Annotated in this window: 17 protein-coding genes; 15 read left to right on the top strand and 2 right to left on the bottom strand. The window is 64.0% G+C overall.

Going from position 1 to position 16195, the window contains the following annotated elements; translation table 11 throughout:
- Positions 1-40: 40 nt before the first annotated feature.
- Positions 41-943 carry a GntR family transcriptional regulator gene (locus HGP13_RS08720; protein ID WP_172223996.1) on the bottom strand — a complete coding sequence of 301 codons (903 nt, stop codon included), beginning with the start codon at positions 941-943 and terminating at the stop codon, positions 41-43.
- Positions 944-1196: 253 nt separating this feature from the next.
- Here HGP13_RS08720 and HGP13_RS08715 point away from each other — a divergent pair, with 253 nt between their 5' ends.
- The 6 genes from HGP13_RS08715 (at position 1197) to HGP13_RS08690 (ending at position 8940) form a co-directional block, all read left to right on the top strand.
- The gene (locus tag HGP13_RS08715; RefSeq protein ID WP_172223994.1) at positions 1197-2702 is read left to right on the top strand and encodes an altronate dehydratase family protein; all 1506 of its coding nucleotides are present in this window, start codon (positions 1197-1199) and stop codon (positions 2700-2702) included.
- A gap of 124 nt (positions 2703-2826) precedes the next feature.
- Positions 2827-3825 (top strand): aldo/keto reductase, encoded by a 999-nt coding sequence (locus HGP13_RS08710; RefSeq protein ID WP_172223991.1) that lies wholly within the window; start codon positions 2827-2829, stop codon positions 3823-3825.
- A gap of 343 nt (positions 3826-4168) precedes the next feature.
- Positions 4169-5164 carry an ABC transporter substrate-binding protein gene (locus HGP13_RS08705; protein WP_172223989.1) on the top strand — a complete coding sequence of 332 codons (996 nt, stop codon included), beginning with the start codon at positions 4169-4171 and terminating at the stop codon, positions 5162-5164.
- 173 nt (positions 5165-5337) lie between these two features.
- Positions 5338-6891 (top strand): sugar ABC transporter ATP-binding protein, encoded by a 1554-nt coding sequence (locus tag HGP13_RS08700; protein WP_172223985.1) that lies wholly within the window; start codon positions 5338-5340, stop codon positions 6889-6891.
- On the top strand, positions 6888-7853 hold the full coding sequence (locus HGP13_RS08695) for an ABC transporter permease (RefSeq protein ID WP_172223982.1): 966 nt from the start codon (positions 6888-6890) through the stop codon (positions 7851-7853). The genes HGP13_RS08700 and HGP13_RS08695 overlap by 4 nt, the downstream gene beginning before the upstream one ends.
- 70 nt (positions 7854-7923) lie before the next feature.
- Positions 7924-8940 carry a zinc-binding alcohol dehydrogenase family protein gene (locus HGP13_RS08690; protein ID WP_172223980.1) on the top strand — a complete coding sequence of 339 codons (1017 nt, stop codon included), beginning with the start codon at positions 7924-7926 and terminating at the stop codon, positions 8938-8940.
- A gap of 15 nt (positions 8941-8955) precedes the next feature.
- Here HGP13_RS08690 and phnF read toward each other — a convergent pair whose 3' ends face one another.
- Positions 8956-9705, bottom strand: coding sequence for a phosphonate metabolism transcriptional regulator PhnF (phnF, locus tag HGP13_RS08685; protein WP_172223977.1), 750 nt, complete (start codon positions 9703-9705; stop codon positions 8956-8958).
- 121 nt (positions 9706-9826) lie between these two features.
- Between phnF and phnG the strand changes: the two genes are divergently transcribed.
- From phnG to HGP13_RS08640, 9 genes are all read left to right on the top strand, one after another.
- Positions 9827-10288: a phosphonate C-P lyase system protein PhnG gene (gene phnG / locus HGP13_RS08680; RefSeq protein ID WP_172223973.1), complete on the top strand. Its 462-nt coding sequence runs from the start codon at positions 9827-9829 to the stop codon at positions 10286-10288.
- Positions 10288-10899, top strand: a complete 612-nt coding sequence (gene phnH / locus HGP13_RS08675) for a phosphonate C-P lyase system protein PhnH (RefSeq protein ID WP_172223970.1) — start codon at positions 10288-10290, stop codon at positions 10897-10899. The genes phnG and phnH overlap by 1 nt, the downstream gene beginning before the upstream one ends.
- A gap of 2 nt (positions 10900-10901) precedes the next feature.
- Complete coding sequence (locus HGP13_RS08670; protein ID WP_172223967.1) at positions 10902-12014, top strand: carbon-phosphorus lyase complex subunit PhnI; 1113 nt, start codon at positions 10902-10904, stop codon at positions 12012-12014.
- Positions 12011-12316 (top strand): hypothetical protein, encoded by a 306-nt coding sequence (locus HGP13_RS08665; protein WP_172223963.1) that lies wholly within the window; start codon positions 12011-12013, stop codon positions 12314-12316. Before HGP13_RS08670 ends, HGP13_RS08665 begins: the two co-directional genes overlap by 4 nt.
- Positions 12317-12321: 5 nt before the next feature.
- On the top strand, positions 12322-13215 hold the full coding sequence (locus HGP13_RS08660; protein ID WP_172223960.1) for an alpha-D-ribose 1-methylphosphonate 5-phosphate C-P-lyase PhnJ: 894 nt from the start codon (positions 12322-12324) through the stop codon (positions 13213-13215).
- A complete protein-coding gene (phnK, locus tag HGP13_RS08655; protein WP_172223957.1) occupies positions 13212-13988 on the top strand; it encodes a phosphonate C-P lyase system protein PhnK in 777 nt (258 codons plus the stop codon). Before HGP13_RS08660 ends, phnK begins: the two co-directional genes overlap by 4 nt.
- A 2-nt stretch (positions 13989-13990) precedes the next feature.
- Positions 13991-14698 carry a phosphonate C-P lyase system protein PhnL gene (gene phnL / locus HGP13_RS08650; RefSeq protein WP_172223955.1) on the top strand — a complete coding sequence of 236 codons (708 nt, stop codon included), beginning with the start codon at positions 13991-13993 and terminating at the stop codon, positions 14696-14698.
- Positions 14695-15312, top strand: a complete 618-nt coding sequence (locus HGP13_RS08645; RefSeq protein WP_172223952.1) for a DapH/DapD/GlmU-related protein — start codon at positions 14695-14697, stop codon at positions 15310-15312. The genes phnL and HGP13_RS08645 overlap by 4 nt, the downstream gene beginning before the upstream one ends.
- A gap of 84 nt (positions 15313-15396) precedes the next feature.
- Positions 15397-16107: a DUF1868 domain-containing protein gene (locus HGP13_RS08640; protein WP_172223948.1), complete on the top strand. Its 711-nt coding sequence runs from the start codon at positions 15397-15399 to the stop codon at positions 16105-16107.
- The last annotated feature ends 88 nt before the right edge of the window (positions 16108-16195 follow it).

The following is a 16195-nucleotide window of genomic DNA, read 5'->3' as shown; positions in this document are numbered from 1 at the left end:
CCGAAAATCGGCAATTCGGTACTGCGGCAACGCGGCGCGATTAGGATTTCTGCAATGCCCGGCTTTCAGGGATTGAGGTCAAAAGCGTGTTACGCGCCGATTTCAGGTGCTTGCGACAGGCGGCATCGACCTTGCCGAGGTCACGCGATTTGAGCGCCTCGATATAGGCAAGATGCTCGCCGACCGCGACTTCGTTGCGCTCACGCTCCTGCGCCTTGTTCCACTGGTAGTGGTAGTGGAAGATCATGGCGATGACGTCGTAGAAATCGACGATGAAGCGGTTGCGCGACGCACGGTGGATAAGCCGGTGGAAGCGCTCGTCCAGCTCCGAAAACTCGTTGAACCGCGTGGCGATCTCGCGTACCAGCTGGCGATGTTCGTCCTCCAGGCGGTCGAGATCGGCCCAGACCGGGCTGTCCTGCGGCAAGGCGGCGAAGGCAGCCGCCGAACGTATTTCGAACATCTCGCGGATTTCGGTCAGCTCCAGCGCGAAGGCCCGCGTAAAACCCTTCAGCACCCAATGGCTGTTGCGGCGCTTCTCGATCAGGCCGAAGCGCGAGAAGCGGATCAGGAACTCGCGCACGCTGGTGGTGCCGACGCCGATCTCGCGCGCCAGTTCGAGCTCATTGATCTGCATGCCGGCCTCGGCGCCGCCGGCGAGAAGCCTGCGCATGAACGACCGCTCGATGATCTCGGCCAGCGTGTCGGTCTCTTCCTCAGGAAAGAAATCGTCCGGACGCGGATCACGCAGCACCGTCTTGGCGCGCTTGTTCCAGGCGATCAGACCGGTTTCCTCCATGCGCGTCAGGATGCTGCGCACGGTGGTGCGGCTGACGCCGAGCAGCGTGCCCAGTTCCGGTTCCGACGGCAGGCTGCGCGTTTCGTCGAGCAGCCTGAGGCACCTGTTGTAGGCGTCCTTGTAGACGTTGTTGCTCTTCGACATCCCCTGCCCCACTCACGCTGGCGCTTGCGGCGGCCGGCTTGAAGCGCAATATGACGTTACCATGACCCTGAAAAGCAGGAACCGCTTTCGCTGGGGTCCGGTCCGTTGTTTGCAGCGCCGCCACCAGCCAAAGGCACGCGCAACGCCTGCGAAAAAACAATTGACGCAAAACTGTTTTTTCACGATAAAAGACATTAACTCTTAACAGGCGCGTGTCAATCCGCGCATCCCAGGATCACCCAGGAACCCGCCCGTGAACGTCTCCAACACCATTCTTCTGTCCCCCGCCGACAATGTCGCCGTTGCCAATGGCCGCATCGAAATCGGCACCGCGCTGCCAGGCGGCGCGCTTGCCACCGGGGTTATCGAGCCCGGCCACAAGGTGGCGATCAAGCCGATTGCCGCCGGCGAAGCCGTGGTCAAATACGCCCAGGCGATCGGCCGCGCGACGCAGGACATTGCGGCGGGCGAGCATGTCCATTCGCACAATCTGGTGTTCGAGGCCGGCCGCCTGCCGGTGGTGCCGCCGAGCGAGGCCGAGCATGCGACGGAGGCCGACCGCGCTCGCACCTTCATGGGCTATCGCCGCGCCGACGGCCGCGCCGGCACGCGCAACTTCATCGGCATCCTCGCCAGCGTCAATTGCTCGGCCACCGTCTGCCATTCCATCGCCGACGCCGCCAACCGGACCTTGCTGCCGAAATATCCCGGCATCGACGGCTTCGTGCCGATCGTCCACGGCCAGGGCTGCGGCATGAGCGCCACCGGCGACGGCATGATGGTGCTGCACCGCACGCTGGCCGGCTATGCCCGCCACCCGAATTTCGGCGGCGTGCTGATGGTCGGCCTTGGCTGCGAGGTCAACCAGCTCACTCTCTACGGCCAGAAGGGCGTCGCCGCCGGCAAACGCCATTTCAACATCCAGGATGCCGGCGGGTCGCGCAAATCGGTGGAAAAGGCGCTGTTGGTGCTGGCCGAGATCGCCGAGGAAGTCGGCCAGTTGAAGCGTGAGCCGATCCCGGTCTCAGAGATCGTCGTCGGCCTGCAATGCGGCGGCTCCGACGGCATGTCCGGCATCACGGCCAATCCGGCACTGGGCGCGGCTGTCGACATCCTGGCCGGCGTCGGTGGCATCGGCATCCTGTCCGAGACGACGGAAATCTACGGCGCCGAGCATCTGCTCGCCTACCGCGCGGCGACGCCCGAGATCGCCAAGAAGCTCGATGGCTATGTGAAGTGGTGGGAAGACCACGTCGCCAAGCATGGTGCCTCGATCGACAATAACCCCTCGCCCGGCAACAAGCGCGGCGGCCTCACCACCATCCTGGAAAAGTCGCTGGGCGCGGTCGCCAAGGGCGGCCAGACGCCGCTCAACGGCGTCTTCGGCTATGCCGAGAAGGTCACCGGTAACGGACTGGTGTTCATGGACACGCCAGGCTACGATCCGGTCTCGGCCACCGGCCAGGTCGCGGGCGGCGCCAACGTCATCGTCTTCACCACCGGCCGCGGTTCCTGCTTCGGCTGCCGGCCGACACCGTCGATCAAGGTCGCCACCAACTCGACCATGTATCACCAGATGGAAGAGGACATGGACGTCAATTGCGGCGTCATCGCCTCGGGTGAAAAGACCATCGCCGGCATGGGCCGCGAGATTTTCGAACTGATCGTCGAGACGGCTTCCGGGCGCAAGACCAAGAGCGAAGACTTCGGCTACGGCGACAACGAGTTCGTGCCCTGGCATCTCGGCGCGACGCTCTAACTCTTTGTTTCTGCGCAATTCCGGACGGAAAACCGCTACACACTTTTCCTGGAATTGCTCCAGATTTGGCTGATATGTGGTAGAATGGCCGGGCCGGACAACGGCCGGCAACGGGGGGCTTTGCATGGAAAAACGCCGCATCGGCCAGACGGCACTCGAGGTCACCGAGATCAGCTTCGGTGGTGCCGCGATCGGCGGCCTCTACCGCGCCTGTTCGCGCGAGGCGGCGATGGAAACGCTGCAAGGCGCCTGGGAGGCAGGCTTGCGCTATTTCGACACCGCGCCCTTCTATGGTTTCGGCCTGTCGGAGCGGCGCTTCGGCGATTTCCTACGCTATAAGCCGCGCGATTCCTATGTGCTTTCCACCAAGGTCGGCCGCTTGTTCCGCCCCGTGCCTGAAGACCAGGTTCCCGACCACTCCTATGTCGACCCGCTGCCCTTCGCGCTCGACTACGACTATTCCTATGACGGCATCATGCGGTCGGTCGACTTCAGCTACGCGCGGCTTGGGCTGAACAAGATCGATATCCTCTATGTGCACGACATCGGCGCCTACACGCATGGCGTCGAGAAGACCAAGCTGCACTTTCGCCAGCTGATGGACGGCGGGCTCAAGGCGCTCGAGGAGCTGAAGCGCTCCGGTACGATCTCCGCCTATGGACTCGGCGTCAACGAAGTGCAGATCTGCCTCGACGTGATGCGCCGGGCGCCGCTCGACTGCATCCTGCTCGCCAGCCGCTATTCCTTGCTCGACCGCAGTGCGGAAGCCGAACTGCTGCCGCTGTGCCGGGCGCAGCAGACGTCGCTGGTCATCGGCGGTGTGTTCAACTCCGGCATATTGGCGACCGGACCGGTGCAAGGCGCGCATTTCGACTACGAGCCCGCCAGCCGCGATATGCTCGACCGTGTTGACGCCATGGAGAAGATCGCCGGCGAAGGCGGGTACCCGCTGGTCGCGGCCGCATTCCAGTTTCCCCTGCAAGAGCCAACGGTCGCCACCGTGCTGACCGGCACCGCCAAACTGGCGAACCTGACACGCAACCTCGAACTGCTCGACGTGGACGTACCGGAGACGGAGTATCAGAAATACCGTCCCTACACCGTGGTGCAGGAGTTGGGATGAAGCCGGCATCTTACCGACATGCCCTTGACGACGGGCTCCAACTTCACAAACCTGCGACCTCGCCGAGAGAATGAACATTCCATATTGACTAAGTCATGGAATTAATATTCCATGACTCTACGGAACGAAACGGGAGCTTCTGGCTGCATCTTGGGAGGAGCAGCGTGCGAATGTGTCTCTGCCTGCCATGGGAAGTCAGGCGCGAAACACCGCTTGCATCGTCCAGACTGATGCACTATCAAAACAGCGCAACTGTTTTTTATTGATAAAGTTCCGTTTGGGCCGCGCCTATCCGGACGGAGCTTTCCGTAACGTTCACCGGGCGACTTAGGGAGGAATCCTAATGAAATTCGTGACCAGCATTCTCAACCGCCGCGCCGTCATGGCGCTGGCAGCAGCTTCGATGCTCGCCGGCGTCATGCATTCGGCGCCGGTTTCGGCGGCGGACGTGACCATTCCGATCATCGTCAAGGACACCACGTCCTTCTACTGGCAGATCGTTTTGGCCGGCGCCCGCAAGGCAGGCAAGGATCTCGGCGTCAATGTGCCGGAACTCGGCGCCCAGGCTGAAACCGACGTCAACGGCCAGATCTCGATCCTCGAAAACGCCGTCGCCGGCAACCCGGCTGCCATCGTCATCTCGCCGACAGAGTTCAAGGCGCTCGGCAAGCCGATCGATGAGGCAGCAGCGAAAGTCAAGGTTATCGGCATCGACTCTGGCGCCGACTCCAAAGCCTTCACCTCGTTCCTGACCACCGACAATGTCCAGGGCGGCCGAGTCGCCGCCGACGGTCTGGCCGCGGCCATCGGCGCCGCCAATGGCGGCAAGGTCGAGGGCAAGGTCGCGCTGATCACGGCCCTTCCTGGCGCCGGCTCGCTCGAGCAGCGTGCCCAGGGCTTCAAGGAACAGCTCAAGGCCAAATATCCAGGCCTTGAACTGGTCGCCGACAAATATGCCGACGGCCAAGCCACCACCGGCCTCAACATCGCCACCGACCTGATCACCGCCAATCCGGACCTCAAAGGTATCTTTGCCTCGAACCTGATCATGGCGCAGGGCGTCGGTCAGGCTGTCGCCGAGAACAACCTCGGCGGCAAGCTCGCGCTGATCGGTTTCGACAGCGACGAGAAGCTGATCAAGTTCCTCAATGACGGCGTCATTTCCGGCCTCGTCGTCCAGGACCCGTACCGGATGGGCTATGACGGCATCAAGACCGCGCTCGCCGCCTCCAAGGGCGAGAAGGTCGAAGCCAATGTCGACACCGGCGCCAATCTGGTGACCAAGGCCAACATGAAAGAGCCCAAGATCGACGCACTGCTCAACCCGAAGCTCAAGTGAGCCTAGCGTCTACAATCGTTTCCGGGGCCTCGGGCCCCGGAAACATCCACTGCCGGCACAAACGGCTTGGCAACCCGAAAGCTTAGGCTAGGCTGCCTTTCGGGGCGCGAGTACTTGCCTCGCCGCGTGCCAGTCGTGTGGCCTATCTGGGAGGCCAATCTGGGAGGATTGTCATGATTTCGACGGCGCAGGATCTGCATCCCGCCCCCGCGCTGGAACCAGGGCGGACCATCCTCGAATTGCGCGGGCTGGAGAAGCGCTATCCCGGCACGCACGCGCTGAAGCCGGTCAATCTCGCCTTCAAGTCGGGCGAGATTCACGCCATCGTCGGCGAGAACGGCGCCGGCAAATCTACGCTCATCAAGCTTCTGACCGGCGTGATGCCGCGCACATCGGGCGATGTCTTCTGGGAAGGCAAACCGGCGGCCCTCGCGACCCCGCATGAGGCAATGGCGCTCGGCATCAACGCCGTGCACCAGGAGGTCGTGCTCTGCCGTCATTTGACGGTCGCCGCCAACATGTTCCTCGGCGAGGAGAATTCACGTTTCGGCATCCTGCAGCAGCGCGCCATGGTCAGGGAGGCGCAGAAGATCATCGACGATCTCGGCTTTGACCTGCCGGCGCATGTCGTGCTCGGCGAGCTCACCATCGGCCAGCAGCAGCTGATCGCCGCCGCCCGCGCCACCGTGCGCGGCACCAAATTCCTGATCTTCGACGAGCCGACGGCTTATCTGACCCGCAAGGAAGCCGACCAGCTCTTCACGCTGATCCGCCGGCTGAAGGGCGAAGGCGTGACGATCATCTACATCAGCCATCGCATGGAGGAGGTGTTCGAGCTCGCCGATCGCGTCTCCGTGCTGCGCGACGGCACGCTGGTCGGCACCAGGAACATTGCCGAGACCAACGACGCCGAGTTGGTCAAGATGATGATCAACCGCTCGATAGAGCAGGTCTACCACAAGGAGCATTTCGCCCCCGGCGCTACAATCGTCGAGACCAGGAACCTGTCGGGCAAAGGGTTCGAGAATGTCTCGATGACCGTCCGTGCCGGCGAGATCGTCGGACTTTACGGCCTGATCGGCGCCGGCCGCAGCGAATTCGTCACTACGCTTTATGGCCGCCACCGCAAATCGGCAGGTGAGATCCTGTGGGAAGGCAAGCCGGTTCAGGTCAATTCCGAGCATGACGCGATCAAGCTCGGGATGGCGCTGGCGCCGGAAAGCCGCCGCGACCAGGGCCTCTGCCTCAATCTGCCGGTCGGCCTTAACCTCAACCTGCCGATCTACAAGCGCATCTCCAGCAATTTCTTGATCTCCAACACCAAGGAGAAGGCAGAGGCCGACCGCCAGATCGCCGGCCTCCGGATCAAGACGCCGACGCGCGGCGCGCTGGCGTCCAGCCTTTCCGGCGGCAACCAGCAGAAGATCGTCATCGGCAAATGGCTGGCGCATGGCGCCAAGCTGTTCATCTTCGACGAACCGACGGTCGGCGTCGATGTCGGCACCAAGGCCGAGATCTACCGCCTGTTCGGCGAGCTGCTGTCGAAGGGCGCCGGCATCATCCTGATCTCGTCCTATCTGCCGGAGGTCTACGAACTGGCCGACACGCTGCACGTGTTCCGGCGCGGCAAGCTGGTGGCCACGCATGGGTTCCACACCGCCAGTCACGAGGACATTCTCACGCAGGCGCTTGCTGAGAAACAAGAAAAACTGGGAGGACAGACATGAGCATCGAGGCGATCCCCGCCGAAAAACCGAAGCGCAACTACAACGTCCTGTTCGGATTGACGCTGCTGGCGCTGTTGGTGCTGCTCTGGATCGTCCTTTCGCTGGCGACGCCAAGCTTCGCTTCAGGCAACAACATCGCCAATCTTCTGCGCCAGGGTTCGATGATCGCCATCATGGCGGTCGGCCAGACCTTCGTCATCATTACCGGCGGCATCGATCTGTCGGTCGGCGCGGTGGTCGGCTTCGCCACCGTCGTCGTCGCCATGATGATCAATGCCGGCTTCCCGATCTGGCTCGCCATTCTGGTGACACTGCTGGTCGGTGTCGCCATCGGCATGTTTCACGGCTTCGGCATCGTCAAGATGGGCCTGCCGCCCTTCATCATCACGCTGGCGACGCTGACCTCGCTGCGCGGCATCGGCCTTTTGATGACCAACGGCAACTCGATCAACATCAACAGCGACACATTCACCGCCTTCTCGCGCAACTCCTTCATTGGCATTCCCAATCTGTTCTGGATGGTCATCCTGGTCGGCATTCCGGCCTATATCTTCCTCCATCACAGCCGCTGGGGCCGGTATCTGTTCTCGGTCGGCTCCAACGCCGAGGCGTCGCGCCTATCCGGTGTCAATGTCCCGCGCACCATCTACATGGCCTACACGCTGTCCGGCCTGTGCGCGGCCTTCGTCGGCGTGCTCTTGGCCGCCCGCATCGGCATCGGCAACCCGACCCAGGCCGAGGGCTGGGAGCTGCAGGCGATCGCTTCATCGGTCATCGGCGGCACGTCGCTGTTCGGCGCGGTCGGCTCCGTACATGGCCCGCTGCTCGGCGCCTTCATCCTGGCCACCATCAACAACGGCGCCAACCTGCTCAACGTCAACTCGTTCTGGCAGCGCATCATCACCGGCGCGCTGATCATCATCATCGTCTACTTCGACGGGCTGCGCCGCCGCGGCAAGTAGACCATCCCTGGCATCAGACTGGCCCGCATGACAGCGGGCCGGCGACGCCGTGAACAGACTGGATTGAAGCATGAAAGCCGTCGTCTGCCGCTTACCCGGCGAGCTTGTCCTGGAAGACCGCCCGGCGCCTGGCGCCCCGCCCGCCGGCTGGGCGCTGGTCGCGGTCAGCCACGTCGGCATCTGCGGCACCGACTACCATATCTTCGAGGGCAAGCACCCGTTCCTTGCCTATCCCCGGATCATGGGTCACGAAGTGTCAGGAACCATCGTCGAGACCGGTGACGGCGTCGACCTTGCCGTTGGTGAGCCGGTCGTCATCAACCCCTATCTCTCCTGCGGCAAGTGCATCGCCTGTCGGCACGGCAAGCCCAACTGCTGCGTCAGGATCGAGGTGCTCGGCGTCCACCGCGACGGCGCCATGTGCGAACGCATCCTGGTGCCGGCGCAGAATCTTTATCCGGCAAACGGCCTGTCGCTGGCCGACGCTGCCGCCGTCGAATTCCTCGCCATCGGCGCGCATGCCGTACGGCGCGCACGGGGCGAGCCCGGCGCCCGCACGCTGGTCATCGGCGCCGGCCCGATCGGGCTCGGCACCGCCATCTTCGCCCGCATCGCCGGGCTCGACGTAACACTGCTCGACATGAGCACGGAACGGCTCGATTTTGCCGCGAACGAACTCGGTTTCCAGAGCCTCGACGGGTCACGTGGACCAGTCCCGGATCTAGTCAGGGAAGCGACGTCAGGCGAAGGCTTCGACGTGGTCTTCGACGCCACCGGCAACACCCAGTCAGTGCAGTCGGCCTTCGCCCATGTCGCCCATGGCGGCACACTGGTGCTGGTCAGCGTCGTCAAGGACGACATCGTCTTTTCCGACCCTGAATTCCACAAACGCGAAATGACATTGATCGGCAGCCGCAATGCGCTGCGCGCCGACTTCGACCACGTCGCCGCCTCGATCCGCAACGGTGCGGTGCCCCTGGCCAAGCTCGTCACGCACCGCACATCGCTTGCCGATACGCCGCGTGATCTCGCCCGCTGGGCACATGAAAAATCCGGCCTGATCAAAGCCGTGATCGAGGTGGGGTAGCCGGCCGCCGCCGGCTCACAACGCCGACAGCTTCAGTTCCACCCGTTCCGCCGGAAAGCGCGATTCCGAAAACTGGATCGGCTGGCCGTCCGGCGTAACGTTGACGGCGACCGTCACCAGCACGATGGCGCCCGGTTGGAGGTCTAGGTCGGCGAGATCGGCCGCATCTGCGTGGCGCGCCGACAGCACGGTCGATTGGCGGAGATAGTCGTCTATGCCGAAACGGGCCAGCGACGCGGTGATCGAGCCGGTCTCAGCCATCGCCTTGTCGATGCCGGCAAAGCGCCTGGCCTCGAACCAGCCGGCAGCGCGTGACACCGGCCGCCCATCGGCTTCGCCGCGGGTCTCCAGCCTGATCACCTCGGCGCCCCTGGCCAGGCCAAGCCCCTCGGCGACTCTCTGGCTGGCCGGCTCGATCGATGAGGAGAGCAGCACGATATGCCGTTCCGACGTCTGCCCTTGCAGGCCGGTCGAAAAACGTGTGCGCGCGCCGATCGGATAGGACAGCCGCCTGCGTGGCAGCACGAAGGTACCGCGTCCCTGCTCGGCCCGCAGCACCCCTTCCTGCACAAGCGCCGATATGGCGCTGCGCACCGTGTGGCGGTTGACGCCATAGCGCTCGGCAAGCGCCACCTCCGGCGGCAGCGCGGCATTCTCGGCGAAATCGCCGGTCGCGATCGCCTGCAAGATACTGTCGGCGATCTGCCGCCACAGCGAGACGCCGCTGCGCCGCTCGATACTGTCGGCTTCCTGTCGCCCGATCATGAATTGCCCCCATGCTTCCACCGCTTGTCATCCACCCGTCATGGACACGCGCTAGGTAATATGTATAATTTGTATAGTTGTCTATATCAATAGACAAATTTAGCAAAGAGGAATGCTGCCGATGCGAGGACAGGAAGCCCGCGACCAGGCCGAACGCAAGGCCGCCATGGCGACGCTGGCGCAATCGAGCGGCGACGACATCGTCCGGCTCTGGAACGAAGCCGGCCTGCCTTCGCAGGCCGAACTGCTGCGCGGTCCCGAGACCGGCCTGGTGACGCTGCGCGGTCGCATCGGCGGCGGCGGCGCGCCCTTCAATGTCGGCGAAGCGACCGTCACCCGCGCCACTGTGCGGCTGCCGTCCGGACAGGTCGGCCATTGCTACGCGCTTGGGCGCGACAAGCAGAAGGCCAAGCTCGCGGCCATCGCCGACGCGCTGTGGCAGGACCCTGCCCGCCGCGCCGAGGTCGAGGCCCGGCTGATCGCGCCTTTGAGGTCGGCACTCACCACTGCCGAGGAAAAACGCCGGGCAGAGACGGCGGCAACGAAGGTGGATTTCTTCACCATGGTTCGCGGAGAAGACTGATGGATATCGCAGCGCAATCGATCGAGGGCGGCTTCACCGATCCGGTCTTCAACGCCCAGACCGTTTTCCGCGCGGTCATGGACGCTATGGCGCGGCCGGGCAGCGTGCAGTCTTTGCCGGCCTTGGCCCGCCCGCCGGCGCCGCTCTCGGCAACTGCTGGCGCCGTAGCGCTGGCGCTCTGCGACAACGACACGCCACTCTGGCTCGACCCGGCCCTGCACGCCTCCGCCGCGATCGGCTCCTGGCTTGGTTTCCACACCGGCGCGCCGCTCGCCAACACACCCGCCGACGCGCATTTCGCCTTCGTCGCCACGCCGGCCGAGATGATGTCGCTCGACGGCTTTTCGCAGGGAACGCAGGATTATCCGGACCGCTCGACCACCTTGATCCTGCAGGTCAGTGATCTCACTTCGGGCGCTCCGCTGCTGCTCGAAGGCCCCGGCATCGAAACCAGCGCCACGATCGCGCCGGCGCAGATGCCGCGTCATTTCATCGAGCAGTGGAAGCAGAACACCAAGCGCTTTCCACGCGGCGTCGACATCATCCTCGCCACAGCTGGCGGCATAGCCTGCCTGCCGCGCACGACGCGCATCAAGACGATGGAGGCTTGAAGATGTATGTCGCGGTAAAAGGCGGCGAAGCCGCAATCGCCAACGCTCACAGCCTGCTTGCCGACCGCCGCCGCGGCGACCGTTCGGTTCCGGCACTGCGCCTCGACCAGATCGTCGAGCAGCTGGCGCTCGGCGTCGACCGGGTGATGAGCGAAGGCTCGCTCTACGACCGGGAACTCGCCGCACTCGCCATCGTCCAGGCGCGCGGCGACATGATCGAGGCGATCTTCCTGGTGCGCGCCTATCGCACCACGCTGCCGCGCTTCGGCTACAGCAAGGCCATCGACACCAGCGCTATGCGTGTCGAGCGGCGTGTCTCAGCGACCTACAAGGACCTGCCCGGTGGTCAGCTGCTCGGCCCGACCTTCGACTACACCCACCGGCTGCTCGACCCTGAGCTTGCCGCCGGCGCCGATGTCGCCGAACCCTTGCAGCGCGAGACGGAAGCGCAAGCAATGCCACGCGTCTCGGCGATCCTTGCCCGCGAAGGCCTGATCGAACCGGATGGCGACATGCCGCAGGACCATGTCCCCGGCGACATCACCCGCGAGCCGCTGGAATTCCCGATGGCCCGCGACATCCGCTTGCAGGCGCTGTCGCGCGGCGATGAGGGTTTCCTGCTGGCACTTGGCTATTCCACCCAGCGCGGCTACGCCCGCAACCATCCCTTTGTCGGTGAAATCCGCATCGGCGAAGTCGAGCTGGAGTTGGACGTTCCCGAACTGCCTTTCGCCGCTCCGCTCGGCACGGTGCGGGTCACCGAATGCCAGATGGTCAACCAGTTCAAGGGGTCGGCCAAGGCGCCGCCGCAATTCACGCGGGGCTACGGCCTGGTCTTCGGCCAGAGCGAGCGCAAGGCCATGGCCATGGCGCTCTGCGACCGGGCGCTGCGCGCCTCAGAGCTCGGCGAGGACATTGTTGCCGCCGCCCAGGACGAGGAGTTCGTCATCTCGCATTCCGACAACGTCCAGGCGACCGGCTTCGTCGAGCATCTGAAGCTGCCGCACTATGTCGACTTCCAGGCCGAGCTCGACCTCGTGCGCCGCATGCGCGCCGAATATGAAGCCCGCGAAAATCCGGCGAAGGTCGAAGAAAAGCGGGAGGCCGCGGAATGATCGAAGGTCCGTCCCACCGCGCAATGAACTCAGTGCCCACTGCCTCCATGGCCACCACCGTCGTGGGAATGACCGCCATAGCCATCATACCCGGGGTAGCCACCATTGCCGCCGCCGCCCGCGGACTCACCTTGCGAGCCGTCTCTTGGCTCGGGCAGGATCATACGCCGAAGGAAAAAAGCCACTGCGCCGGCAAACACCAGCAGCAGGATTCCGAGATGCATCCATCCGGTCGAGTCCATCTGAATTCGCACCTGTTTCCGCGTCTTGGACGCCAATTCAATAGCACAATGTGGATGTGATCGCCATGACCGACATCGCCACCTACAACTTCGCCTATCTCGACGAGCAGACCAAAAGGATGATCCGCCGGGCGATCCTGAAGGGCATCGCCATTCCCGGCTATCAGGTGCCGTTCGCCTCGCGCGAGATGCCGATGCCTTATGGTTGGGGCACCGGCGGCGTCCAGGTCACCGCCTCGATCATCGGCCCCGATGACGTGCTGAAGGTGATCGACCAGGGCGCCGACGACACCACCAATGCGGTCTCGATCCGCGCCTTCTTCAAGAAGGTCGCCAATGTCGCTGTGACCACCGACACCGCCAGCGCCACCATCATCCAGACCCGCCACCGCATTCCCGAACATCCGCTCACCGCCGGCCAAGTGCTGGTCTATCAGGTGCCCATTCCGGAGCCGCTGCGCTTCCTCGAGCCGCGCGAGACCGAAACGCGCAAGATGCATGCGCTGGAGGAATACGGCCTCATGCATGTGAAGCTCTATGAGGACATCGCCAAGCACGGCCGCATCGCCACCACCTATGCCTATCCGGTCAAGGTCGAAGGCCGCTATGTGATGGACCCCTCGCCGACGCCGAAATTCGACAACCCGAAGATGCACCGCTCGCCGGCCCTGCAGCTGTTCGGCGCCGGCCGCGAAAAGCGCATCTATGCGGTGCCACCGTTCACCGAGGTCGTCAGCCTCGACTTCGAGGATCATCCGTTCGAGGTGCAGACCTTCGACCAGCCCTGCGCGCTGTGCGCCGCCGAGAATGTCTATCTCGACGAGGTGATCCTCGACGACCATGGCGGCCACATGTTCGTCTGCTCCGACACCGACCACTGCGAGAAGCGGCGGGCCGATGGCCATCGCGGCCACCTTGCCCCCGAAGCTGCCTCAGAAAACATGGAGCCGGCACAATGACCGACGAACCGTTGCTGCGCGTCTCGGCGCTCTCCAAGTTCTATGGCTCGCGCGTCGGCTGCGACAATGTCTCGTTCGACCTGTGGCCGGGCGAGGTCCTGGCTGTGGTCGGTGAATCCGGTTCCGGCAAGACGACGCTGCTCAACTGCCTGTCGACGCGGCTCATACCCTCCTCCGGCACCGCCAGCTACCGCATGCGCGACGGCCAGTTCCGCGAACTCTACCGGATGAGCGAGGCCGAGCGCCGCTTCCTGATGCGCACCGACTGGGGTTTTGTCCATCAGAACCCCGCCGACGGCCTGCGCATGACGGTTTCGGCAGGCGCCAATGTCGGTGAACGGCTGATGGCGGTGGGCGACCGCCACTATGGCAAGATCCGCGCCACCGCCGTCGACTGGCTGTCGCGCGTCGAGATCGACGAGGACCGCATCGACGACGAGCCGCGCGCCTTCTCCGGCGGCATGCGCCAGCGCCTGCAGATCGCCCGCAACCTCGTCACCGGCCCACGCCTGGTGTTCATGGATGAGCCGACCGGCGGCCTCGACGTCTCCGTGCAGGCGCGCCTGCTTGATCTCCTGCGCGGGCTGGTCACCGATCTTGGCCTCGCGGCCATCGTCGTCACCCACGACCTCGCGGTGGCACGCCTTCTGTCGCAACGCATGATGGTGATGAAGGACGGCCGCGTTGTCGAAAGCGGCCTCACCGACCGCGTGCTCGACGACCCGCGCGCGCCCTACACGCAGCTTCTCGTTTCCTCGATCTTGCAGGTGTAATCATGCCGACGCCCCTCGTTGTCTCCGACGTCGCCAAGAGCTTCACGATGCATCTGCGCGACGGCATCAAACTGCCGGTCGTTTCCGGTGTCTCCTTCTCGATCAAGGCTGGCGAATGCACCGTGCTCGGCGGCCCATCCGGCGCCGGCAAGAGTTCGATCCTGAAGATGCTTTACGGCAACTACGCCGTCGACGAGGGCCAGATCATCGTCATGCACGGGGACGGACTGATCGATCTCGCCCACGCCAGCCCGCGCACCGTGCTTGCCGTACGCCGGCAAACGATCGGCTATGTCAGCCAGTTCCTGCGCACCGTGCCACGCGTCTCGGCGCTCGACGTCGTCGCCGAGCCGCTGGTCGAGCGCGGCGAGGACCGCGATATTGCCCGCGACAAGGCGCGCGCCCTGCTGGCCCGGCTCAACTTGCCGGAAAAACTCTGGGCGCTGCCGCCGGCGACCTTCTCCGGCGGCGAGCAGCAGCGCGTCAACATCGCGCGCGGCTTCATCACCGATCACCCGATCCTGCTGCTTGACGAGCCGACCGCCTCGCTCGATGCCAAGAACCGCGATGTGGTGATAGAACTCATCGCCGCCAAGAAAGCGGCCGGCGTCGCATTGCTTGGCATCTTCCACGACCATGATGTGCGCGAGGCGGTTGCCGACCGCATCATCGACGTCACCGCCTTTGCCCCGGGAAAACTCGCCGCATGACCAGGAAACTGTCGGAGATGCCGCTGGTTCATCCGACGGCGGAGGTACACAATTCTACACTCGGCCGATGGACCGAAATCGCCGACCGCAGCCGGGTTTCGGAAAGCGAACTCGGCGACTATTCCTACATGATGCAGGACTGCGCCGTCTGGTGCGCGACGATCGGCAAGTTCGCCAACATCGCGGCAAGCGTACGCCTCAACGCCACCAATCACCCGACCTGGCGGCCGACGCTGCACCACTTCACCTACCGCGCTTCAGACTATTGGGACGACGCCGAGCACGAGAGCGAATTTTTCGCTGAGCGGCGCGCCAAGCGCGTCACCATCGGCCACGACACCTGGCTTGGCCATGGCTCGACCGTGCTGCCCGGCGTCACCGTCGGCGATGGCGCGGCTGTCGGCGCCGGCGCCGTGGTCTCCAAGGATGTCGCGCCCTACACCATCGTCGCCGGCGTGCCGGCAAAACCGATCCGCGAACGCTTCGATCGCCGCACCGCCGAACGTTACCAGGCGCTTGCCTGGTGGGACTGGGACCACGCCAGGCTGCGCGCATCGCTAGACGATTTTCGCGAGCTTTCGGCGGAGGCTTTCCTGGAGAAATACGAGGGATAGTTCCTCTCATCATCGTCATGGGAGAGCCTGTTCATATCCCTGACACATGACTCGGACAGGACGCCATCTTTCCCAGGAGGCTCTATGCTCGACACTATCAAACCCTCGCTCGCCGGATTCTTCGCCGGCTCCAATCCGACCCCACCGGTGCATCTTGGCACGCGCTACGACACGTCAGGCAATTTCCTGACCGAGCCCGGCAACACCGTCGTCAGCCATCTCGTCAGCGGTTCGCCGTCCGAGGCCGTGGTGCTTGCGGTGCGCGAGAAGATGCTGGCGATGCCTGACGCCGACCGGCTCGCCTTCACGCCCGTTTCCAGCCTGCATATGACGCTATTCCAGGGTATCATCGAACATCGCCGCCGCTTGCCCTACTGGCCGCAGGACGTGCCGCTCGACACCAGCATCGACGCCATGACTCGGCTCTATCTGGAACGGCTGAAGGGTTTCGAGGGCTTCGGCCCGTTCAACATCAAGGTCGTTGAAGTCGTGCCGACGGGGCTCACCGTTGCCGGCGCCACCGACGAGGACGTGCGCATCATGCGGGAATGGCGCGATGCCCTGGAGGTGCCGTTCGGCTACCGGCATCCAGACCACGACAGTTACACCTTCCACATCACTTTTGCTTATCAGATTCAACGCCTTGCCGACGACAGGGCGGCGGCCTGGCAGGGCCTGTTCGATGACGGCCTCGCGCTTTTCGCCAGCCATGCCCCGGTGATTGAAATCAAGGCGCCGGCCTTCTGCAGCTTCACGGACATGAAGCATTTCGAGGAATTGCTGGTGCTCGGCTGATCGCCCCTAGAATCGGCGCCTGACATTGCACCTGTGGGCAGTAACAAAACTGACATCAATCCGACACCTCAGGTTCATGGCGCTGCGC

The sequence above is a fragment of the Mesorhizobium sp. NZP2077 genome (assembly GCF_013170805.1).
Classification (GTDB): domain Bacteria; phylum Pseudomonadota; class Alphaproteobacteria; order Rhizobiales; family Rhizobiaceae; genus Mesorhizobium.
This window is presented reverse-complemented; position numbering and strand designations above follow the sequence as displayed.